We start from the raw sequence: 23134 nt of genomic DNA, 5'->3' as shown, positions 1-23134 counted from the left end.
TCGCAATTAAATTTAGTAATCATAGCTAAAAATTGGGGCGAATTAATATCGCAATCTCTAAAAAGCTCTATACCATAATCAGCAGCAAATTTAGCTAAAATTTTATCATCTGAGCCACGCCTAACGCATATAAAACAAATCTGCATATTTGGATCACTTGCGATTATTTTAAATGCATTATGCGACCAAATACCATCGGCAAAATAGCCAATCTTTAGCATTTTATTTTGGGCTTGGACCCCCCCCAGTCTCATTAGAACCTCCTAAATTATTTTGTAAAATCTCTAAGCATTTTAATTTCATCAGCCCAGATAGTCTCATCAATAGTCTCTAAAATTAATGGAATCTCATCAATTCTATCATCTTTCATAATACATCTAAATGCTTGTTCTCCAATTAGTCCAACTCCAAGGCTATCGTGACGATCTTTGCGAGAACCAAGGGCGCCTTTGCTATCGTTGATATGCATTCCGCTTAAGTATTTAAATCCTACTATTTTATCAAATTCAGCCATAGTTTTAGTATAGCTTTGTTCATCTTTGATATCATATCCGCTAGCAAATAAATGACATGTATCAATGCATACGCCCACACGACTAGGATCTTTGCTCATGGCAATTAATGCAGCTAGGTGTTCAAATTTATAGCCTAGATTGCTACCTTGACCGGCTGTGTTCTCAATAACTAGCTTTATATTACTAGAACGCTCTAGCAAGGAGTTCATCTCTTTAGCAATTAATTCTAGACACTCATCTTCGCTTATTTGTTTTAAATGTGAACCTGGGTGAAAATTAATAAGTTCAATCCCAAGAGCTTCGCAACGCTCTATCTCGTCTAAAAACGAGTAAAAACTCTTAGCCCTTGCACTCTCATCTGGATGACCTAAATTTACTAAATAGCTATTATGTGCTAGTATGCAAGATGGCTTAATATTTGCACTGGCTAAATTGGCTTTAAACTGACTTATATCACTTTGAGTAAGTGGTTTAGCGCTCCATTGTCTTTGATTTTTAACAAATAGAGCAAAAGCATCCGCACCGATATTTGCAGCATTTTTTGGAGCATTTGCTACTCCGCCACTTGCACTTACATGCGCTCCTATTCTTTTCATTGCAACTCTCTTATTATAATTTTTATATTATTTTTACTATCTATGAATTTAGCTGTTTTATCACAAACTTCATATCTAAAACTACTAAAATCTTGTACAAATCCACAATCAGTTTGAATCAAATTTGCTGAGTCATATATTGCTCTTTGAGTTATAATATCATCTAAAATCTCATTATAATGGGGCGAATTTAGATATTTGATGTTAAAACTTTTGCGAGACATACAAGCTGAGTTTATGCAGATATTTTGAGCTAATTTTAGGTTTAGGGTTAGTGTGCCGCTATTGTAGATTTGAACTTGTGTACCATTTGTATAGCTGTGAATAAACCCTGTATCGCTAATGCGAATTTGAGGCGTAATAAAACTAAATAAAACCCCACTAGAATGCTTTGGCTGAGCAGTGCTGCAGCCAAAAATTAACGCAGATAATAGTGCTAAAGTAGTAAATTTAGACCCAAATTTATAGATATTCAAACTATGCCTTTTTTAAATTTGACAAATTATACAGTTTTTTTGTAAATCGCTATAATTTTTAAGCGATATTTAAGCATTACTCTTGTATAATTCCACTCACACAACCGCAGTGGCCCCTTCGTCTAGCGGTTAGGACATCGCCCTTTCACGGCGGTAACACGAGTTCGAGTCTCGTAGGGGTCACCACTTTATTCTAAAAATCACATATTCTATCATTAATTTTATAATATTTTCTCAAAAGTATAATTTTTGTTAAATTTAAATTTATCTTCTATTTATTCTTTAAATTCAGCGAAATTTTTGTAAAATAAAGCCTAAAAATGACGATATTAAAGTTAAATTCAAAAGGACACATATGCAAAATGGTGAAAAAAAAGATGTTAATGAGTTAAAAAATGATATCTCAAAAAAAGATGAACGTGATCTAACTGAAGATGAGAGAAAGTTTAAAGAGCTTGATTCTAAAATAGCTCAAAAAATTAAAAATGATGAAGAGATAACCACACTTGATAAAAACATAACTGCGATGATGCCTTATGCTATTGATACTTCGCTTGCACTTTTTGGTTTAGAGGAGAATAAGAAATTTGGCGTTTATATGGGTAAAGATCCTCTAGATCTAAATATTATAAATTTAGAGACTAAAGAGTATCTATACAATAGTCCAGCAAAAGATGTCGAGAAAAAAATCATTGAATTTGAAGAAGAATATGCTAGACATAGAGCGATATTTATCTATGGTATTGGAAATGGTGTGTTTTTAAAGTCGATTTTGGCTAATCCTACTCATAAAAAAATATTTGTTTTTGAGCCTGAGATTGAGATTTTATATGCTGCGCTTAGTTTGATCGACTTTGCTAGGGATATTTTTACTGATAGGTTAGTTATTTTAGATTCGCATAAGGTTACATTTTTACAGTTTTATATCATTTGTAAAATGCCTGATGTATTTCATAGTTTTAGATTATATAATCTACATATTATCGATGATTATTATAATAATGAAAAATATCAAGAAAATATTATGGAATTAAATAAAACTATGCAAAAAGCAATTATCCAAACGCTTTATGAGCGTGGAAATGACTCTAAGGATTGCTTGCTAGGAATGATTCAAACAACACAGCATCTTCCAGATGTGTTTGGTGCAATTCCTCTAAGAGATATTATAAATAAAAGAAAAAATAAGATTAACTCAGCAGTAGTAGTATCTACTGGTCCATCGCTTCACAAGCAGCTTCCAATGCTAAAAAAACTAGCTCCATATACTGTTATCGTAGCTGTTGATGCGAGCTATCCGATATTAAAAGAGTATGGAATCAAGCCTGATTATGTTACTTCGATTGAGAGAATTCAGCCTACTCCTGACTTTTTCAAGCCTGCTAGAACTGAATTTGATGATGGTATAATCTTTGTTGTGGCATCTCTTACTCATCATGAATCAGTAGAAAATTTGCATGATAAAGATGTCTGTTATGCTATGAGACCGCTAAATTATGAGATGAGTTTTAGAGATTTTAAATTTGGCTATATCGGCGGTGGACAGAGTGCTGCGCATATGGCGTGGAATGTAGCCCAAGCATTAGGCTGTAAAGATGTAATGTTAATAGGTCAAGATTTAGCTTATGGTGAAGATGGTACTAGCCACTCTAAAGGACATATCTTTAAAGAGACCGAAATTCCATTAGAAGAAGTGCCTATAATGACAACCAAATATGGCGGCAAAGGTGAAATACAAACTACTTTTGTATGGAATTTATTTAGACAGTATTTTGAGCATAATATCGCAATGATGCAAAGAAGTAATCCAGATTATAAACTTTATAATTGTACTGAAGGCGGCGCAAGGATAGAGGGAACTACTGAGATTCCATTTAAAGAGATGGCCAAGAAGATTATTGCTGAAGGTAAAAAGAAAAATTTCAAACCAATCTTGCCAATAAGCAAAGAAAAGCAAGAAGAGCATCTAAAAAAAGCAATCAAAAATATAACAAAAATTTTCAAAACCGGTCATAAAATTCAAAAAAAATGTGAACGATTATATCTAAAAATCGCTAAAGAGATTGAAAAATCCAAAAGATTAAAAGAGCAAGATAAAGCAGATAAAATCAACTATGATAAGCTACAAAAACTCTCATTTGAGATCGATAGCCTAAAAGAGTATGTCTTTAAAGATAAAGTCTTTATGTCATCATTTTATGGCATTTGTGGCGCTATGCTAAATAGTCAAGAGCTTGAACTTGCTGTTATCTCAGCTCGCAGAGCCGATACTGATGAAGAAAAAAATGATAAACTATTTGAGTGGGTTTCGTGTCAGAGTTACTGGATATTTAGCTTAGCTGGTAGTATTGATGCAACTCTTGGCAAGCTAGCAGATGCTGCTAGTGGATTTATGGATAGTCATAAGTTGTTAGAACAATGATAAATAGCGATATTAAATCAACATATGATGAGCATACATATGACTCATATTCTTATGGACAAACTTGTATTGATTATCTATGTGCAGTGGCTAAATTTCATGGCCTAGATGCTGTTAATCCGCATAATGCTAAGGTTCTTGAAATTGGTTGTGCGATGGGTGGAAATATAATAGGCCAAGCTATAAACCACCCAAATTCACAATTTATAGGAATTGATCTAAGTAGCGAGCAAATAGCTATTGGTAAGAGAGCAATTGATGGGATCGGGTGTAAAAATATAGAGCTTATTGAGATGGATATTTGCAATCTCATAAGTGAATTTGGTGGTAAAATAGAGTTTGATTATATTATTTGCCATGGTATTTATAGCTGGGTGCCTGATTTTGTAAGAAGTGCGATTTTACAAAGTTGCAAGGAGTTATTAAGTCCAAATGGTGTAGCATTTATTAGTTACAACTGCTATCCAGGCTGGAAATATGTCGAACCATTACGAGATTTTATGCGTTTTTGTGCTGTAAAAAGTAGTGGAAATGTCGCCGATCTTGAGTCTGGATTAAATGCGATTAAATTTCAAAAGGCTTTTTACGCTAAATACTCTCCAAATGAGACTAGCGCTACACATATTAAAAATTTAAATTCTGAGTATATTAAACATATTCAAAACTATCCAAAAAGCTATGTTGCTCATGAATATATGGAAATTTGCAACCAGCCATTTTATTTTTTAGATTTTGCAGCTGATGCAAATGATCACGGGCTTTGTTATGTAGCAGATGCGACATATCATTTTGATGCATCGTTTTTGCCTGAAGGAGCGATAAGTCAATATTTTAGACTCTCATTTGATGATTATATCTCGGCCAATCAAGCCTATGATTTTTTATATTCAATTAGATTTAGAAGCTCGATTTTAACTAAAGAACAAAATAAAAATAAATTAGCTACAAGTGATGAAGATAAGGCTAAATTTTTGCATAATCTACACTTTAAGCTAATAAAGCCAGCCCCACAGCTTCTAAGTTCAGCTAAAGATACATATATTGAACCACTTGCAAGGGCATTAAATGATGCATTTCCATCAACTTTAAGCCTTGATGAAGTTCGTGCAGTTTATCCAAAAGATGATATAGTATTTAGATACTATGATATTAGAACGCTTACAAACAATGCTATTACCATTACTTGCGAACCGCTTCAAAAGCTATTATATATCCCTGGTAAGACTAGACTAAAAAGGGAATATATACCATATCTAAGATATTTCTTAGAAAATGAAGGTTCGCCAATTGGTGTAGCAACTCCATCAAATGATAGACTAAATGCTGATAAGCATACGCTTGAACTTGCATTAATGTTTGATGGTAATCACAGTATAAAAGATATTCAAAATCATATAAAAGCTAAATTTGAGAGCGAAAAACTGATTCCAACCATTCAAAAAGATGGCCAAAATGTTCCACTTAAAACTCCAAAAGAACAAAATGAATATTTCAAAAATGCTGTTGAAATCATTCGTCTATCGCTGGTTAATAGCTTTATGTTAGAAGAGTATTAGACTATTTAAATTTATTTAGGCTAAATTTGTTAAGATTTTAGCCTAAATAAACTCTAATTTATAAAATGCGCTATGAATAGATTTTAAGCGCCATTTATAAAATCTTAATTTGTAAATTTATAAAGCATTTGCGATTAACTCTATTGGGTTAGCGCATTTTGTGTTGCTACCATGAATGTGTAGAGCATTATTTAATTGCATTTTACAAGCACTACATTCGCTTCCTACGCAGCTAGCATCTACAGCATTTATCTGTGCAGCTCTGCTTTGACCAGCTTGGCGACTTAGATGGTATTTTTCACTTTGCATTGTTACACCACCAAATCCGCAACAACTATGATTATCGCTCATCTCATTTAAGATGTATGCACGCTTTAAAAGCTCTCTTGGTTCTTTCCACACGCCTTGCATTTTTCTTGCGTGACAAGGGTCGTGATAGGTGATTTTGGTTTTTTGCTTATTTTTGTTTTTTTCATCTAAAATTTGAGCTAAATTTGTAAATTTGACAAAATATTCAGTAGCTAAATATATCTTTTTACTTATATTTACCGCTCTTTGTCTCCACTGCTCATCATCATGAAAATAGTGCTCATAATCAACCTTTATCATCGCTGAACAGGTTGCTTCTGGAATTATAATGGCTTCTATTTTGGAGCTATTAATTAAACTTTCAAAATACTCAATATTTTTTTTAGCAAGATAATCAACTGTGTTAAAATCCCCTGTAAAGTATGCTGGAGCCGAGCAGCATCCTTGAGATTTCATCAAATGAGCGTTTATTTTTAACTCTTTTAATATCTTTAGTAATCCCTTGCCAATATCTGTATAAGCGTAGTTTCCCATACAGCCAATAAATATCCCAATGGTTTTATCTCCGCCATTATCTATAAATTCAGGATTTGAGTTTAAAAAGCTTTTTTTGGATGCAGTTGGCAAAAGGCGCTCTTTTTTCATCATTGGAAAGCTAAATCGTGGACTCATATTGCCATCTTTAACCTTAAATCCACAGCTTTGAAATACATAGCCAAGACTCGCAGCAATATCCATAATCTTTCTATTTCTAAGCAGCCAAAAAAACGCCCTTTTATACCATGCAATTCCAAATTTAGCCGCTATATCTGCTCTTACATTTTCTATCATTGTATCAGTTGGCAGTGATGCTGGGCAGTCTTGAACACAATTAGTACATAAAAAACAGCTCTCAAAGACATCTTTTAAATCCTTATCAAGCTCAATTTCGCCCCTATTATAAGCCCCCAAAAGATCTAAAAATCCTCTAGGACTGCGAACCTCATCACCGCTAATTTTATATATAGTGCAGTTTGGTTTACACTTACCGCATTTGACACATGCATCGCTTACTACGCTAAAATTATAATTTCCCATTTATCCTCTTTGCTTTATTAAACTTGCTTGAATCGCCTCTATAAAAGCGCTTCTAACTCCAGCTTTTTCTAGCTCGCATATGCCCTCAATTGTAGTGCCAGCTGGTGAGCAGATATTATCTTTTATCAAAGCTGGATGAGTATCTTTAATTAGTGTAGAAAAGCTAGTAAATAACCCACTTGTCATTGCCTTAGCATCGCTTAATTTAAGTCCTGAGCGAATAGCAGCATTGCTAATAGCTTCAGCAATAACTGCTAGATATGCTGGAGCGCATCCACTAATTATACTTGCAGCGTCAAATTCGGCCTTAGAGTCAAATTTAACCGCTGTACCAAAACCATTTAAAATATGCTCTATTTGCTCTATTTGTGCATTTGCCATATATGGATTAATGCTAGCTCTATCTTTGGCTGCTATATTTGGTAGGCAAATAGCATGAGCGGCTGAGCTTAATGTTTGAATTTGATCTAAACTAGTGCGTGCTAGAACGCTAATTATTAAATTTGCCTTACCAATTATGACATTAGAAAACCATTTAAGCGCATTTGGCTTAATAGCTAGGATTATATTTTTATCGTTTATATCATAATTATCGCCAATAATTTCAATCTCAAATTCACTACTTAAGCTTTGCAATTTAGGGCTAGCTCTTCCGGCTAAAGTAACGCTAAATCCAGAAGATTTTAGACCTTGAGCCATTGCTAGACCCATATTGCCAGCACCAACTATGACAACTTTCATCTTACTTCCTGTCTTAATACTGATACATCACTTGGAAGTTGTGAGCCACTTTTAATAGCATTTGTGATAGTATCTAGATTAAATTTAGTATGATCAAATGCTACTACATAGCAGATATCTCCTGATTGTAGATATCTATCTTTGCCAGCTTCTTCGTATCTTGTAGCCCCAATTGTGATTATCATCTCTTTTGGATAGTTAGCATCTTTTAAGATATTTGATAAATTTTCTAATACGGCATAATCTTGTTGGGTATTTAGTTTATCTTTGATCCACTCAAGAAGTTTTTGATAAAAGTATGAATATCCACTTAGTTTAGCGCATTCTCCATATCTGATAAACTCATCTTTGCTTTGCAAAAATGATACTAGGCTATAATTATCGCAGATTCCTCCAGTGCTAAATTTGTCTATCTCAATCTCATTACCAAGGCCTTTTGAGCCGGTGCTAAAGTTTTTCTTTTGCGAGATTTTAGATGCAGTTTTATCATTTCTTACCGAGGCATCATTAAAAGCGCAAAATTTAACTGGGTTTATATTTATAACCTTATTATTTTCATATTCTAAAATGCATCTTAATGCAATCTCTGGCTCCATTTGTACATTTAAATTTTTGTCTTTAGGTAGATGTAAAATATTATTATCAATACAATATCTACCTAAAAAGCTATCATGTCCATTTACATAAAAAGGGAAAATTCCCTTTGGTGCGTACTCATCATCAGTTTTAACAAGTACAAAATCATCAGCCTCACCAGCTTGCTCTAGATGCAAAGCAAAATTTCCAGCTATACCAAATCCTATAATCTCATTCATTTGATCCCTTTAGACTGTTTTTGAAAAGCTATTATTAACGCCTTTAAATTTAGCCATATATTCATCAAAGCACATTGCAATATTGCGTATTAATAGTGTTCCGGTTTGATTTATGCTTATTTTATCATTGTTAATATTTATAAATTGCATTAAATCCCCAAGCTCATTAAGTTCAGCTTTAAAATGTTCAAAGAAATTAATGCCAAATTCGCTTTCAACTCTTTTAATATCAAGAGAAAAATTTGCCATTAGCTCCATTATTACAGATTTTCTAAGTCTATCTTCGCTGTTTAGATAAATGCCTTTTGCATTTGGTAGTTTGCCAGCATCAATTGCAGCTTCATAGTTAGCCATATCTTTAAAATTTTGAGCATAATAGTCATCACCTTCACCAATACTTGTAAGACCAATGCCAATTAGTTGAGCTCCGCCTTTTGTAGTGTAACCTTGAAAATTACGATGCAAAGAGCCATTCTCAAGAGCTTTAAACAGCTCATCTTCAGGCTTAGCATAGTGATCCATACCAATCATTTTATAGCCATGGTTTGGCAAGTATTCCATTGTATATTTTAAAATTTCAAGTTTAGTTTTTGGTGAAGGTAGAGTAGCTTCATCAAATTTTCTCATACTCTTTTTTATCCATGGGACATGAGCGTAGTTAAATATAGCAAATCTATCTGGATTTAGGCTAACTCCTAGCTCAAGAGTACGCTTAAAGCTATCTAAACTTTGATATGGTAATCCATAAATAAGATCTGTATTTACGCTTATCATTCCATATTTTCTAGCCAAATTTACTGCATTTTGGGTGATATCGTAGGGCTGAATTCTGTGTATCTCTTTTTGGACTTGTTCATCAAAATCTTGCACACCAAAGCTAACTCTATTAAAACCATGAGAACTAAGAACTTGTAGCTGTTCTTCATTTAAAAATCTTGGATCTATCTCGCAACTAATCTCAGCATCATTTGCAAAGTTTTTAAAGTGTTTTTTGATAGCTTTTATAATCCTATCAAGCTCACTAGCGCTATAAAATGTTGGCGTACCACCACCAAAGTGCATCTGAACGACACTCCTATTTGTATCGACTATGCTAGATAGAATCTCAAGCTCACGCTCTAAATAGTCTAGATACCTACTCATCTTATCGCTTTTGCTGGTGTATATAACATTACATCCACAAAAGTAGCATGCCGAGCGGCAAAATGGCAAGTGAAAGTATAAAGAAAGTGGTTTATCACACTCTTTTAGACGCTTAATATATTCATCATAGCTAAACTCATCGCTAAATTCCAAAGCCGTTGGATAGCTTGTATATCTTGGCCCTGGTTTTGAGTACTTTATAAATGCTTCAAAATCTACCATAATTACTCCTTGCCTACAATAGAACGCATATCTAAAAAGAGATTTGGGTGCTCTTTTTTAATTTTTGCAATTACTCGATCTAAATTTGGCTCTTTTTTATAATTTGCTTTTTTTATCTCTTCAATAGCCACAGTCCAAACATCACCAAAATCAATTGGTAAATTTTGTAAAATGGATCTTTCTAGTTTTAATTCAAAATTCTCTTTTTGTGCATTTTTGAGCGCATTTATTACTGCCTCAAATAGCTCTGCTGGCACAAGTGCGCATGGCTTATCTCCATTCATACCAAACCACGGTGTATTAAAATTTGGCTTACCTTTATAGCTTAGCTTCATCTCATTATTTTCAAGTGGCTCTAGTTCAAATGTAGTACGACGCCTTTTGCTAATGCCTAGAGTTTGGCTAATGCTTTCTAAATGCCTATTCATTTCTCATCCTATCACACCAGACCATTACGCCTTTTTGTGCGTGGAGTCTATTGTGAGCTTCAGCAAATATCTCATCAGCATGCAACTCAAAGATCTCTTCGCTAACTTCATATCCTCTATATGCTGGTAGGCAGTGAAGGAATTTTGCCTTAGGAGCTGCTAGACTCATCATATCCTTATCAACGCAAAATCCATTAAATTCAGCTACTCTTTTGGCTTTTTCGTCCTCTTGACCCATAGAGACCCAAGTATCTGTAGTTACTACATCGGCGTTATTTATAGCCTCTTTTGGATCATTTCCTATCTTAATTACTGCTCCGCTTTGTTTAGCATTTTGCAAGGCTATATCTACTACCCATTGTGGAGCTTCATATCCTTTTGGCGTAGCAACTCTTAGCTCAAAACCAAGCTTAGAAGCAGCCATTAGCCATGAGTTTGTCATATTATTGCCATCGCCTACATAGGCAACTTTCATAGAGGTAATATCTACTCCAAGTTCATCAAGAGTGAGTAAATCAGCCATTAGTTGAACTGGATGGAAGTCATCGCTTAATCCATTTATAACTGGTAGATTGCTAAATTTCGCTAGCTCTTCAAGGTCGCTTTGCTTATAAACTCTAGCCATAATCATATCAACCATTCCGCCAAGAACTCTAGCTGTATCTTTAATAGGCTCGCCACGACCTAATTGGATATCTTTATTGCTTAAAAACAGGGCTTTTCCGCCTAGTTGTTGCATTCCAACTTCAAAGCTTACCCTAGTTCTTGTAGAGCTTTTTTCAAATATCATAGCTAAAAATTGATCTTTTAAATATGGTTTATACTCTTTATTTAAAGCCTCTTTTTTTATATCTTTAGCAATTTGTAAAATATCTAAAATTTCATCTTTGCTTATATCATTTAGGGTTAAAAAGTGTCTCATAACTATCCCTTGTTTGAATTTAAAATCTTAGCAACCTCTTTTGCATGGTAGCTAATAATAAGATTGGCACCTGCTCTTTTAAAAGATATCATCGTCTCCATCATCACACGCTCATAATCTATAACTCCAGCTTTTTGTCCAGCTTTTAATAGGGCATACTCTCCACTTACATTATAAACACATAGTGGCAATCTGCTACGCTCTTTGATATCTCTTATTATATCTAAATAGGCAAGAGCTGGTTTGACCATTAAAATATCTGCACCTTGAGATTCATCTTCTAAGCTCTCACTAATTGCTTCTAATCTATTTGCTGGATCCATTTGGTAGCTCTTTCTATCGCCAAAACTTGGAGCGCTTTGGGCTACATCACGAAATGGCCCATAATATGCAGAAGCAAATTTGGTAGAATATGACATAATAGGCAGATTTTCATATCCATTTTCATCTAATGCTTTGCGTAAAGTATAGATTATTCCATCCATCATTCCACTTGGTGCGATCATATCAGCTCCAGCTTTAGCATGGATTAAGGCTTGTTTGGCTGAAATCTCAAGAGTAGCATCGTTATCAACGCTTTTGCATACATGATCTAAAATGCCGCAATGTCCATGATCTGTATATTCACAAAAGCATAAATCAGTTATCACAAAAAGATTTGGAAATTTCTCTTTAATAGCTCTTAATGAACGAGCAATTATCCCATTTTCATCAAGAGCATCGCTACCAATGCTATCTTTTAAATTTGGAATTCCAAATAAAATTATAGATTTTATACCTAGATTTATCATCTCTTGGCACTCTTTTAAAATTTCATCTAAGCTCATTTGAAATACGCCAGGCATCGAGCTTATTTCATTTTTAATTCCTTGACCTTCAACCACAAAAAGTGGGTATATAAAATCATCAATAGAGATATTATTTTCTCTTACCATAGAGCGTAAGGATTCATTTAATCGTAATCTTCTATATCTTTTAAACATTATAATTCTCCTGCAAATTTAGTGATTATAGCAGAATTTAATTTAATCAAAAATAATTGATTTTGTTTAGATTTAATCGCAAATGATACAATTAAAAGAAAACCAAGGGAAAAAAGTGAATATAGAGATATCCAAAGTTGCAAATTTGCCAACTAAATTTGGTAATTTTAAGATTAAAGCATATAAAGAAAACGATAAAGAACATTTAGCAATTTTTAGTTCAAATTTAAGCGATCCATTAAATCTTAGAATTCACTCAGAGTGTCTTACGGGTGATGCATTAGGAAGCAGAAAATGCGACTGCGGAGAGCAGCTAGAAGCTGCACTTAGATATATAGCAAATAATGGTGGAATGGTAATATATCTTCGTCAAGAAGGTAGAAATATTGGCCTATTAAATAAAGTCAATGCCTATAATCTTCAAGATTTAGGTCTAGATACCATAGAGGCTAATCACCAGTTAGGATTTAGAGCTGATGAGAGAACATATGAGATGGTAGATTTTATCTTAGATGATTTTGGGATAAAAAGTGTAAATTTATTAACCAATAATCCGCTTAAACTCTCAAGCATAAAAGCTAAAATAGTAAGCCGAATTCCAATACAAATAGAGGCAAATAAATATAATAAAGATTATTTACATATTAAAAAAGAGCAGATGGGACATATGTTATGAGCGTAAAATTTTGGGATAATGTGGCTAAATTTGATGAGATTTTGAAAAAATTTAATAAAATTCATAGCCTAACAAATTATAAAGATATAAAGCCAGTAGCTCTTGATAGCATAGAAGCGATAAAGCTTTTAGATTTTACGCCAAAGGTTTGTGTAGATGTAGGCAGTGGGGCTGGATTTCCAGCGATATTTTTAGCAATGATTTTAAGTGAGTGTGAGTTTCATCTATATGAACCAATAGCTAAAAAATCAAGCTTTTTATCTTATGCAGCTTTGAGCTTGAATTTACAAAATATCACTGTTCATAGTGGCAAAATTGAAAAATGCGATAAGATTAAAGCAGATCTTATAACCTCTAGAGCATTGATGAATGCGGCTGATTTGATTAGAATTTGTCAAGGTTTTTATGATGAAGAGACTACATTTTTGTTATATAAAGGTTCAAATGCTAAATTTGAGATAGAAGAGCTAAAATGCTATAAGAAAATTTATCAAGAAAATGAGAGAAATTATGTAATATTAAAGGGTGTAAAATGATAGCTAAAGTTATAATATTTGCATTAATTATAGCAATAATTTACTTTTTTATAGTTCCTAAGTTTAGATCTAAAAAGCCTAGTGGCGATGAACAAAGCTTTGTTGAGTGCAGTAAATGCGATACATTTGTAGAGTTAAAAGATAGCACATTAAAAAATGGCAAATATATATGCAAGGAGTGTTTAAAATGATTATAATTGGTAGTGATTTAATAGCTTATGAGCCGGTATTTTTATCTAAATTTGAACCAAAAAATTTAAATTCAAAGTGTAATTTTATCGTAGTTTCTAGTATTAAAGAGGCATTAATTGCTAATGCTAATGGTGTTAAATTTATTGTATGCGATACCATAAAACTAGCTAAAAAACTACAAAAATTAGCCAATAATTATCTATTTGATAGCAAAATTGCCTTAATAATTAATAGTGATAATGAGCTAGAAAAGGCAGCCAAAAAACAGATTGACGCAGTTATATACCTAGGAGCAATAAGGGGATAAAATGGAGGTTTTTAAAACTGTATTTTTTATGGTAGCCCTTATGCTGCTTTTTATTGTTGTTGGCGGTATGATAGGTGGGGCTAGCGGTATGATAATAGCATTTTGTATTGCACTGGCTATGAATTTCTTTAGTTATTTCTATAGTGATAAGCTTATTTTAAAACGATATAACGCTCAAGAGCTTAATAGCTCACATCCGTTATATCATATGACTCAAAAGCTCTGTTTTAAAGCTGGATTAGAACTACCAAAGCTATATATAATTAGCGACTCTGTCCCTAATGCATTTGCTACTGGCAGAAATCCAGCCAATGCGGCTGTGGCACTTACAACAGGGCTTTTAAATACCTTAAATGATGATGAGGTGGCTGCAGTTATAGCTCATGAATTAGGCCATGTAAGACACTATGATATTTTAACCGGTTCTATTGCAGCAGTATTTGCTGGAGGAATTGCAATTTTAGCAAATTTTGCTCAATTTGGCGCAATGCTAGGAAATAATCAAAACCGCCAAAATCCAATTTTAATAATTGCTTTATCTATCATAATGCCTTTAGCCGCTACTATAATACAAATGAGTATATCACGCTCAAGAGAGTTTGAGGCTGATAGATTTTCAGCTTCTATTACAAACCCAAATGATTTAGCCAATGCTTTATTAAAGCTAGAAGGAAGCAATGCCCACGCTATGGTAAAAAATGCTAATGAACAGACTGCACATATGTTTATAATAAGTCCATTTAGTGGCAAAAATATTGCTAACGGTATATCAAATTTATTTCGCACTCACCCTACAACTAGGCAAAGAGTAGAGAGATTAAATGAGTTAAGCCGACATAATAAAAATTATCAAAATCCAGCTAGAAAGTATTTTAATAGCTAATGAATGGTGTGGAGATTTTAGAGCAAAATAGACGCCAAATTCGACTAAAGCTTGCTGGAGTTTTAGCGCTTTGTGGAGTTGTAGATTTTATTATTACACTTGCACTATGGATGCTTGATCCAGCTGCTGCAGTGCTTGGGGGATTGCTTGGTGGGCTTTGGCTATATTTTTATATTAAATTTAAATATTTTGCCAAATTTGAAGATAATCTAAAAGGGCAAATAAGAGATGAAATTTTGCGTGAGCTAGGCCTTGATTTAGCATTGCAAGAGTTAAAAATAGATAATATAAATAGCCATTTTGATGGCAAGATTACCCAAATTAGCAAATTTGGGCTTTTTAAATTTGGTGAATTTACGGCTTGTGATATCTGCGTGCGAGACAAAGATGAGGTTATATTTTATGGTATTTTAATCCGTGGCAGAGTAAAAAGCAATATAAAACCTAAAAAGGAGATTTTAAATTCTATAACCTCATATTTTATTGATGATGAAATTTTGAGCTTATATATCGCCACTGATAGCGATACTATTGTAGCAAACTTAAAAACCCCATTAAATGAGAGCTATCAAATAGCCAAAGATAATATACAAAGCATTATAAAAGAGATTAAGCAGCTAGAAGTCTAGCTGCTTAATTTTATAGATATCCAGCAAGTCCAGTAAAGATATATCCAAACACGCAAGATACGCCTACACCTAGAAGCCCTGGAATGATAAAGCTGTGATTTATAACAAATCTACCAATCTTTGTCGTGCCTGAGCGGTCAAATTGTATTGTAGCAAGGTCGCTAGGATATGTAGGTAAGATATAATACCCATAACACGCTGGAGCAAAGGCTACAATTATAGCTGGATCAACACCAATTCCAAGCGCAAGTGGCACAAATGCTGCAAGTGCTGCTGCTTGGGAATTTACAAATTTAGAAATTAAAAGTAGCATCACAGCATATGTCCAAGGATATAGCTGAACTACGCCACCAAGAGCAGTTTTAAGCATTGGAGTATGCACGCTAAACATAGTATTAGCCATCCAAGAGATACCAAATACAGCCACAATAGCTATCATTCCAGAGCGGAATATCGCATTTTGCGCTATATCATTTACTTTAACTTTTGTACAAACGATTAAAACCGAACCAGTAATAAGCATAAACATCTGAATAACAGCTACCATACTCATTGGTTTCATTACGCCTTTACCATTATCAAATGCAGGACGAAGCTCAGGGAAAGCGCCAAGAAGAGCTACAATAGCAATCGCACCTAAGAATATCCACATAGCAGCCCATTGAGAAGTTGGAAGCTTGACATCTAAAAGAGTTTTAGAATCGCCATAAACATATTTTTTAAATTCAGCATCATTTGTGATTTTTGCTTGAAATTCAGTATCTTTATCTAGATCTTTACCTCTAAACCAGCTAAAAATACCCACAGCCAAAACGCCAATTAAAGTAGCAGGAATGGTAATAGCAAGTAAATTTAAATACCCATCAAATCCTTCTAAATGCTTAACTCCTGGAGCTAAAAGCATTGCAGTTAGTGAAACTACAGCCACGCTTACTGGGCTTGCGATAATGCCCATTTGTGAGCTTACAGAAGCTGCTGCCATTGGTCGTTCTGGGCGGATTCCATTTTTAATAGCAATATCATAGATAATTGGCATCATAGTATAAACAACATGGCCAGTACCGCATAAAATTGTTAAAAATGCAGTGACAAACGGAGCTAAAATTGTTAAGAATTTAGGATTTCTTCTTAATATCCTCTCAGCAATTTGTAGCATTACATCTAGACCTCCGCTTGCTAGAAGCGTTGCACTAGCTACAACTACACATAAAATTGTAAAGATAACATCAATTGCAGGCTTGCCAGGACTTACGCCAAATCCAAAGGTAAGCACAAACATACCTATACCGCCAAGCAATCCAAGAGCTATACCACCCTTTCTAGCACCGTAAAATAGACAAATCAAAACGATTAAAAGCTGAATGGTAAATTGCTTACCATCGCTTAAGTTCATTAAAAACTCCATCTATTTCTCCTTTCGTAATTTAAATTTGGCTAAATTTTATAACTATTTAAATTATATTGAACTTAAAATTAATTGATATAACTAAATAATTAAAAATTATCTAGTATAATCAGCAAATTTTTTATAAGGTTAATTATGTTTTCTACATTTTTTAAGAGCAAAAAATGGGCTGTTTGGGCATATGGTGGATTGTTTGTTATTATTGTTTCTCTTATATTCCAAACTAGATTAAATGTAGCAATAAATGATTGGTACAAGGACTTTTATGATATTATGCAAAATGTACAAAACCACAGCGTAGATGAGTTTTGGGAGCAAATTTATCGTTTTTTACTAATTGCAATGCCTTATGTGATTATTGCTACACTTACTACTTTTTTTGCTAGTCATTGGGTTTTTAGATGGAGAGAGGCAATGACTTTTGGTTATTTAGATTCTTGGAGGGCTTGTAGGGTAGATATTGAAGGTTCTAGCCAAAGGATGCAAGAGGATGTATATAGATTTGCTAAAATCACTGAAACTTTAGGATTGCAAATTTTAAAAGCTATAATGATTTTGATTGCGTTTATTCCAGTTTTGTGGGAGCTTAGTAGTGGAGTGGATATACCATATCTTAAAGATATTCCAGGTTCACTTGTTTGGGTAGCATTAGCTGTGAGCATAGGAGGTCTTATTGTTTCGTGGTTTGTAGGTATTAAGCTGCCAAAACTAGAGTATAATATTCAAAAAAGCGAAGCTGCTTTTAGAAAAGAGTTAGTCTATGCTGAAGATGATAAGATAAATTATGCTAGCAATGAAAGCGTCATAAGCCTATTTAGTGGAGTTAGATTTAATTTTTATAGATTATTTTTACACTATGGATATTTTAATATTTGGCTTATTTCATTTTCGCAGTTTATGGTAATTGTGCCATTTATTATTATGGGCGGCGGACTTTTTAGTGGTGTGATTACTCTTGGAATTTTGATTCAAGTTAGCAATGCATTTGATCAAGTTCGTAGTAGTTTTAGCGTATTTATAGATAATTGGACAACTATTACAGAGCTTAGAAGTATTCATAAAAGGCTTGATGAATTTGAGAAAAATATCAAATTTAACTGATTTTATATAGTTTTAAATTCAAATTTGGTATAATCAGCGCTTATTTTGAAGTAAAGGAAAAGCGCATGCCAAAGATGAAATCTGTTCGCGGTGCAGCTAAACGCTTTAAAGTTGGCAAAAACAAGATTAAAAGAGGCTCAGCATTTAGAAGCCATATCTTAACTAAAATGTCACCTAAGCGCAAAAGAGACTTAAGACAATCTCAATATGTAGATAGCACAAATGTCTCAGCTGTTAAAAAAATGCTTTGTATATAAGTTTTTGACGATTTAAAGTCATTCTAACCTCCCTATAATGGGACAAGTTCCAGATTATTGGACGCCAATTTGTAAAGGATAAATATGGCAAGAGTTAAAACTGGTGTTGTAAGACGCCGCAGACATAAAAAGGTTCTAAAACTAGCTCGTGGTTTTTATAGTGCTAGACATAAGCACTTTAGAAAAGCTAAAGAGCAATTAGAAAGAAGTTTAGTATATGCATACCGTGATAGACGTGCAAAAAAACGTGACTTCCGTAGATTATGGATTATCCGTATCAATGCAGCTTGCAGACTAAATGATATTAGCTATTCAAGATTTATGAACGGCCTTAAAAAAGCAAACATCGAACTAGATAGAAAAGTTTTGGCAAACCTAGCTATGAATGATGCAGCAGCATTTGCTAGCATTGTAGCAGAGGCTAAAAAAGCTTTATAATATTAGCCTAGCTTTTGCTAGGCTTTTTTTAATGTATTCAAATTTAATCTCATATCTAGATTCAGAGTGGCAAGAGCTTTTAAAAGATGAGCTTAATAGTTTGAATTTTACTAGAATAGTCTCATTTTTAAATTCTCAAAATAGTACAATTTATCCACCAAAAGAACTTATTTTTAATGCTTTTAATCTATGCAAGCCAAGTAATTTAAAGGTTATAATCATTGGTCAAGATCCATATCATAATGCGGGTGAAGCAATGGGGCTAGCCTTTAGTGTTCCTAGCGGGATTAAAATACCGCCAAGTCTAAAGAATATCTTTAAAGAAATTTGTGATGATTTGGAGGTAGATTTAAATGGTGATTTGATTAATTATAATTGTAATATTTACAAAGATTTAGTTAAAAATCAATATTTTAACCACAATATGCAATCAGCTAAGGCTAAAAGAGATTTTACTTGTGGAGATCTAACTAGTTGGGCAAATCAAGGCGTATTGCTTTTAAACACTGCCCTAACAGTAGAACAAAATCGCCCTGCTTCGCATTCTAAAATTGGTTGGCAAATCTTTACTGCTGGCGTTATCCGCACTATAAATGCTAAATTTGACCACTGCGTATTTATGCTTTGGGGTAATCACGCTAAAAATCTTGCCCCGCTTATTGATTTAAATCGCCATATGATTTTAAAAGCCGCACATCCTAGTCCGCTTGCTCGTGGTGCGTTTTTTGGCTCACGGCATTTTAGCCAGTGCAATGCCTATTTATTAGCTCATGGCAAATCCTCAATTGACTGGCTTAGATAAATAAAAACTTTTAGTTAAAAAGCTATTAATATGCTTTATAATATTGGATATTATGTCTAATTTGCGTTAGTTCATTTTCATCGATTTTTTCACCCATTTCCTTTAAAATACTTAGCTTTAAATTTTGTAACATATATTGTTTTAAATCTTCAATATTTAAACTTTTAGGATTAAAATTGATGCGATTATTTTTCAAATCATCATAAGTATAAATTGGAATAATGCCCTTGATAGCAGAAAATCGATTAATATTTTCTTGATTTTTAGCTATTAATACTACAGGAATACCCATCGCAGTGCAAGGCGCAGCGCAATGCAAAGCAGATGTAACTATTAATTTTGCCTTATTTTTATAAGTTTGTAGTAGATCCTCAGTTTTTCTATATAAGTTTTTCCAATCCAAAGACCCATCTACTTCGCAAGAAGCTTCTTGCTGATTAATATGTTCGGCACTATTTTTTAATTTATCTGGTATATATGTTAGTATATCTTTAGAAATTCCTACAAAATATATAGTATCACCTACTATATATTCATCTCGTTTAGGTAGTGTTAGTGTCAAGCAGCGTGATAAATATGAATCAAGTCCCATTGTTTGACAAAATCGTAATGTTTCAAAATCTCTACAACCTATCTGTTTATCTTTAAAAAACCAAGGATAAAAGCTTATAAATCTTTGCATAAAATTATATATTTCTGGGGTAAAGTGCGTTCCAACAAAGACTGGTAAAGTATTATTATTAGGAATAAAATATTTAGAATGAGAGAACCAGCCTTGCATTACAACTGGTGTAATTTTATCTTTTTGATAATAACTAGTCAATGTATCTCTATTGTGAAACAAAAAATTTATATTTGAAAAAATGCTTTGTAATGCATTTTTAGTAGCAATTGTTTGAATATAATCTCCTAAATTTGCAAAATTAAATTTAGGCAAATGGGATTCATAGGAAAATAATAAAAAATTACTTTTATCAATTAAATTTGCTTGAAAGTTATGGGGGGGGGCAATAAGCTCTCTAAGTGATAATATTGAGTTATCATAATCAATTTCTTGCGCAGATATAAGAATATCTTCAATATTATTAATTTTTTCTTTATATTTCTTATAAAACATCTCTTTTACCTTTTTAATATAATAAGCGATATTATAGCAAAATAAAAATATTATTGCGCAAATTTGAAATAGATTACTATACTTATTTTGTTAATTTATAATGTAAAGGGCGGTCAAATTTATTTATGATTAGAATTTGTAGATAGCTAGACTATATATGTTAATACTGAAATTTGAATTATTTTACAAATAATAAAAATAGTTAAAGGAAAATCTACCCCAAGTAGCTGCTTGGAGTAGATTAAGTGTTAGATTATAGCAGAAGCTATAAAGCCAAATGCAACAGAGAAAGCAATGGCCAAAACACCAGGGATTAAGAATGCGTGATTAAATACATACTTGCCAAGTCTTGTAGAACCTGTATCATCCATTTGTACAGCACCTAGAAGTGTAGGATATGTAGGTAAAACAAATAGAGCTGATACAGCAGCAAAAGATGCAACTAGCATATATGCATCGCCTGGATTTGCTGCGCTGATACCTAGAGCCGCTACCACTACTGGAGTAATCGCTTTTGCAGTAGCTGCTTGAGAGTATAGAAGCATAGCTGCAAAGAAGAATATAACAGCAAGAAGTGAAGGAACAGCCTTAACCCAATCACCAGCTAGGGTTTTAATCTCGTTTGTATAGCCGCCAACAAATGTATTACCAAGCCATGCAACACCAAGAACACAAACACAAGCAACCATACCTGATTTAAATACACTAGTATCAGCTACTTTGCCAACTTCGATTTTACAAAAGATTGTAATAAATGTAGCCACACCAAGCATAAAGCTCATAATCGCTGCATCTCTAGGGACAACTACATTCTCAATAAGAACTGGTTTTCCGCCAACTTTAGAGATAGCTGTAGCATATAATACAACTAGTAAAACGCCAATTAAGAATATAGCAACTGATAATTTTGCACCTGGTTTAAGCTCTTTATTTTGAACGCCAGCTGATGGTTTTACTAGACCTTGAGCTAGACGCTCTTGATATACTGGATCTTTGCTTAAATCAAGATTAGCAAATAGTGTAATAATTAAAGCTGTAAGCATACAACCAGCAAATGTAGTTACTAACCATAGACCAATTAGAGTTGGATAACTCCAGCCAAGTGGCTCAAGAACGCCAGTCATATAAACAACAGCAGCGCTAACTGGGCTAGCAGTAATAGCAATTTGGCTAGATACAACTGCAATTGATAGCGGAGCTGATGGTTTGATATTTTGCTCTTTAGCAACTTCAACAATAACTGGAATCATAGAAAATGCTGTATGACCTGTACCTGCTAAAATTGTTAGAAAATATGTAACAGTTGGAGCTAGGAAGTTGATGTATTTAGGATTTGAGCGTAGAATTCTCTCAGCTATTTGAACTAAATAATCAAGCCCGCCAGCAAGTTGCATAGCTGAAATTGCTGCAATAACTGACATAATAATTAAGATAACATCCCAAGGAATAGAGCCTGGTTTCATACCCAGACAAAGACCCAGGATAACAACACCGATACCACCGGCGTAACCAATACCGATACCACCAAGGCGAATACCTACAAAGATAGCGCCTAGTAGAACAATGATTTGTAAAATTAATACAAAATCCATAGATTCTCCTTTATTTTGCTTGCTAAGAGATTAGCTCTTAGCAAATTTTAAAACGAAATTTAGATTATTTATTTTCACCCATATGCGGATTAAGCATATTAGCAGGTGTTAGAATTTTATCAATCTCTTCTTTTGTTAAATATCCACGCTCTAAGCATATATCTGCAACGCTTTTACCTGTTTGAAGAGCTTCTTTAGCAATGCTAGCTGATTTTTCATATCCGATATATGGATTAAATGCTGTAACAATACCAATTGAATTATAGACAAAATCGCTACAAATTTTTTCATTAGCTGTAATACCGTCTATACATTTATCAGCTAGAGTTTTCATAGCTTTTTCAAGCATAATAATTGAGTTAAATAAGCTATAAGCTACAACTGGCTCAAATACATTTAGCTGCAATTGACCGCCTTCGCAAGCAAAAGTAACTGTAACATCTGATCCAATAACTGAATAGCAAACTTGATTTACAACTTCAGGAATAACAGGATTTACTTTACCTGGCATAATTGAGCTACCTGGTTGCATTTTTGGTAGATTGATTTCATTTAAACCACATTTTGGACCTGAACTTAAAAGTCTTAAATCGTTACATACTTTAGATAGTTTTGTTGCTACCCTTTTTAGTACGCCTGAGATTTGTACATATACGCCAGTATCTTGTGTAGCTTCTATTAGATCTTCAGCCACTTTATATTCGTGTCCAGTTACCTCTCTTAGTTTTTGCTCTACTACTCTTGGGTAATCTGGGTGAGAGTTAATACCTGTACCAATTGCTGTACCACCTAGATTAACTTCTAATACAAGTTTTCTAACTTCTAAAATTCTCTCAATATCTTCACCGATCATTACAGCAAATGTTTTAAATTCACGACCAAGTGTCATAGGTACAGCATCTTGTAATTGAGTTCTACCCATTTTTAATACATCTTTAAATTCTTCAGCTTTTCTCTCATATGATTTTTTTAGATATCCCATAGCTGTTGCTAG

The 23134-nt window shown here is 33.5% G+C and carries 25 protein-coding genes, 1 tRNA gene and 1 pseudogene; 13 read left to right on the top strand and 14 right to left on the bottom strand.

Annotation, left to right across the window (positions count from 1 at the left end; genetic code table 11):
• The 3 genes and pseudogenes from J6V67_RS00250 to J6V67_RS00240 all read right to left on the bottom strand — a co-directional run.
• Positions 1-254 (bottom strand): annotated as a pseudogene (locus J6V67_RS00250) (hypothetical protein); the annotation flags it as partial.
• A 14-nt stretch (positions 255-268) separates the two neighbouring features.
• The gene (gene nfo / locus J6V67_RS00245; protein WP_291857092.1) at positions 269-1111 is read right to left on the bottom strand and encodes a deoxyribonuclease IV; all 843 of its coding nucleotides are present in this window, start codon (positions 1109-1111) and stop codon (positions 269-271) included.
• On the bottom strand, positions 1108-1587 hold the full coding sequence (locus J6V67_RS00240; protein ID WP_291857090.1) for a hypothetical protein: 480 nt from the start codon (positions 1585-1587) through the stop codon (positions 1108-1110). The genes nfo and J6V67_RS00240 overlap by 4 nt, the downstream gene beginning before the upstream one ends.
• A 111-nt stretch (positions 1588-1698) precedes the next feature.
• Here J6V67_RS00240 and J6V67_RS00235 point away from each other — a divergent pair.
• The 3 genes from J6V67_RS00235 (at position 1699) to J6V67_RS00225 (ending at position 5565) form a co-directional block, all read left to right on the top strand.
• Positions 1699-1773, top strand: a tRNA-Glu gene (locus J6V67_RS00235).
• A 169-nt stretch (positions 1774-1942) separates the two neighbouring features.
• On the top strand, positions 1943-4009 hold the full coding sequence (locus tag J6V67_RS00230) for a 6-hydroxymethylpterin diphosphokinase MptE-like protein (protein WP_291857088.1): 2067 nt from the start codon (positions 1943-1945) through the stop codon (positions 4007-4009).
• Positions 4006-5565 carry a class I SAM-dependent methyltransferase gene (locus tag J6V67_RS00225; protein ID WP_291857086.1) on the top strand — a complete coding sequence of 520 codons (1560 nt, stop codon included), beginning with the start codon at positions 4006-4008 and terminating at the stop codon, positions 5563-5565. Before J6V67_RS00230 ends, J6V67_RS00225 begins: the two co-directional genes overlap by 4 nt.
• Before the next feature lie 117 nt (positions 5566-5682).
• Here the strand turns inward: J6V67_RS00225 and J6V67_RS00220 are convergent, their stop codons facing one another.
• Genes J6V67_RS00220 through hemB form a run of 7 tightly spaced genes read right to left on the bottom strand, consistent with a single transcriptional unit; the run spans position 5683 to position 12205 of the window.
• Complete coding sequence (locus tag J6V67_RS00220; protein ID WP_291857084.1) at positions 5683-6951, bottom strand: (Fe-S)-binding protein; 1269 nt, start codon at positions 6949-6951, stop codon at positions 5683-5685.
• The gene (locus tag J6V67_RS00215; protein WP_291857082.1) at positions 6952-7692 is read right to left on the bottom strand and encodes a pyrroline-5-carboxylate reductase; all 741 of its coding nucleotides are present in this window, start codon (positions 7690-7692) and stop codon (positions 6952-6954) included.
• On the bottom strand, positions 7689-8507 hold the full coding sequence (locus J6V67_RS00210) for a DUF5718 family protein (protein ID WP_291857080.1): 819 nt from the start codon (positions 8505-8507) through the stop codon (positions 7689-7691). The genes J6V67_RS00215 and J6V67_RS00210 overlap by 4 nt, the downstream gene beginning before the upstream one ends.
• Positions 8508-8516: 9 nt before the next feature.
• Complete coding sequence (gene hemN, locus J6V67_RS00205) at positions 8517-9872, bottom strand: oxygen-independent coproporphyrinogen III oxidase (RefSeq protein WP_291857078.1); 1356 nt, start codon at positions 9870-9872, stop codon at positions 8517-8519.
• Positions 9873-9874: 2 nt separating this feature from the next.
• Positions 9875-10300: a DUF2603 domain-containing protein gene (locus J6V67_RS00200; protein WP_291857077.1), complete on the bottom strand. Its 426-nt coding sequence runs from the start codon at positions 10298-10300 to the stop codon at positions 9875-9877.
• Positions 10293-11222, bottom strand: a complete 930-nt coding sequence (gene argF / locus J6V67_RS00195) for an ornithine carbamoyltransferase (protein WP_291857074.1) — start codon at positions 11220-11222, stop codon at positions 10293-10295. Before argF ends, J6V67_RS00200 begins: the two co-directional genes overlap by 8 nt.
• A 2-nt stretch (positions 11223-11224) precedes the next feature.
• Positions 11225-12205 carry a porphobilinogen synthase gene (gene hemB / locus J6V67_RS00190; protein WP_291857072.1) on the bottom strand — a complete coding sequence of 327 codons (981 nt, stop codon included), beginning with the start codon at positions 12203-12205 and terminating at the stop codon, positions 11225-11227.
• Positions 12206-12320: 115 nt separating this feature from the next.
• Here hemB and ribA point away from each other — a divergent pair, with 115 nt between their 5' ends.
• The 6 genes from ribA to J6V67_RS00160 are packed head-to-tail and all read left to right on the top strand — an operon-like array spanning position 12321 to position 15428.
• A complete protein-coding gene (gene ribA / locus J6V67_RS00185) occupies positions 12321-12881 on the top strand; it encodes a GTP cyclohydrolase II (protein WP_291857070.1) in 561 nt (186 codons plus the stop codon).
• Complete coding sequence (gene rsmG / locus J6V67_RS00180) at positions 12878-13417, top strand: 16S rRNA (guanine(527)-N(7))-methyltransferase RsmG (RefSeq protein ID WP_291857068.1); 540 nt, start codon at positions 12878-12880, stop codon at positions 13415-13417. Before ribA ends, rsmG begins: the two co-directional genes overlap by 4 nt.
• The gene (locus J6V67_RS00175; protein WP_291857065.1) at positions 13414-13608 is read left to right on the top strand and encodes a hypothetical protein; all 195 of its coding nucleotides are present in this window, start codon (positions 13414-13416) and stop codon (positions 13606-13608) included. The genes rsmG and J6V67_RS00175 overlap by 4 nt, the downstream gene beginning before the upstream one ends.
• Positions 13605-13916, top strand: coding sequence for a hypothetical protein (locus tag J6V67_RS00170; protein ID WP_086245747.1), 312 nt, complete (start codon positions 13605-13607; stop codon positions 13914-13916). Before J6V67_RS00175 ends, J6V67_RS00170 begins: the two co-directional genes overlap by 4 nt.
• Before the next feature lies 1 nt (position 13917).
• Positions 13918-14799 carry a zinc metalloprotease HtpX gene (htpX, locus tag J6V67_RS00165; protein WP_291857060.1) on the top strand — a complete coding sequence of 294 codons (882 nt, stop codon included), beginning with the start codon at positions 13918-13920 and terminating at the stop codon, positions 14797-14799.
• Positions 14800-14807: 8 nt separating this feature from the next.
• Positions 14808-15428, top strand: coding sequence for a hypothetical protein (locus J6V67_RS00160; protein WP_291857058.1), 621 nt, complete (start codon positions 14808-14810; stop codon positions 15426-15428).
• A 10-nt stretch (positions 15429-15438) separates the two neighbouring features.
• Here J6V67_RS00160 and J6V67_RS00155 read toward each other — a convergent pair whose 3' ends face one another.
• Positions 15439-16833 (bottom strand): anaerobic C4-dicarboxylate transporter, encoded by a 1395-nt coding sequence (locus J6V67_RS00155; protein ID WP_291857056.1) that lies wholly within the window; start codon positions 16831-16833, stop codon positions 15439-15441.
• A gap of 135 nt (positions 16834-16968) precedes the next feature.
• Here J6V67_RS00155 and J6V67_RS00150 point away from each other — a divergent pair, with 135 nt between their 5' ends.
• From J6V67_RS00150 to J6V67_RS00135, 4 genes are all read left to right on the top strand, one after another.
• A complete protein-coding gene (locus J6V67_RS00150) occupies positions 16969-17934 on the top strand; it encodes a putative transporter (protein ID WP_291857054.1) in 966 nt (321 codons plus the stop codon).
• 65 nt (positions 17935-17999) lie between these two features.
• Positions 18000-18191: a 50S ribosomal protein L35 gene (rpmI, locus tag J6V67_RS00145; protein ID WP_086225205.1), complete on the top strand. Its 192-nt coding sequence runs from the start codon at positions 18000-18002 to the stop codon at positions 18189-18191.
• Positions 18192-18275: 84 nt separating this feature from the next.
• Complete coding sequence (rplT, locus tag J6V67_RS00140; protein WP_291857044.1) at positions 18276-18629, top strand: 50S ribosomal protein L20; 354 nt, start codon at positions 18276-18278, stop codon at positions 18627-18629.
• A gap of 31 nt (positions 18630-18660) precedes the next feature.
• A complete protein-coding gene (locus tag J6V67_RS00135) occupies positions 18661-19431 on the top strand; it encodes a uracil-DNA glycosylase (protein WP_291857042.1) in 771 nt (256 codons plus the stop codon).
• Between the two features lie 25 nt (positions 19432-19456).
• Here J6V67_RS00135 and J6V67_RS00130 read toward each other — a convergent pair whose 3' ends face one another.
• From J6V67_RS00130 to J6V67_RS00120, 3 genes are all read right to left on the bottom strand, one after another.
• Positions 19457-20548 carry a polysaccharide pyruvyl transferase family protein gene (locus tag J6V67_RS00130; RefSeq protein WP_291857040.1) on the bottom strand — a complete coding sequence of 364 codons (1092 nt, stop codon included), beginning with the start codon at positions 20546-20548 and terminating at the stop codon, positions 19457-19459.
• A 248-nt stretch (positions 20549-20796) separates the two neighbouring features.
• A complete protein-coding gene (locus J6V67_RS00125; RefSeq protein ID WP_291857038.1) occupies positions 20797-22140 on the bottom strand; it encodes an anaerobic C4-dicarboxylate transporter in 1344 nt (447 codons plus the stop codon).
• Between the two features lie 64 nt (positions 22141-22204).
• A partial coding sequence (locus J6V67_RS00120) for a lyase family protein (RefSeq protein WP_291857037.1) occupies positions 22205-23134 on the bottom strand: 930 nt, incomplete at its 5' end.

Origin of the sequence: Campylobacter sp., from assembly GCF_017646085.1 — a bacterium.
GTDB lineage: Bacteria > Campylobacterota > Campylobacteria > Campylobacterales > Campylobacteraceae > Campylobacter.
This window is presented reverse-complemented; position numbering and strand designations above follow the sequence as displayed.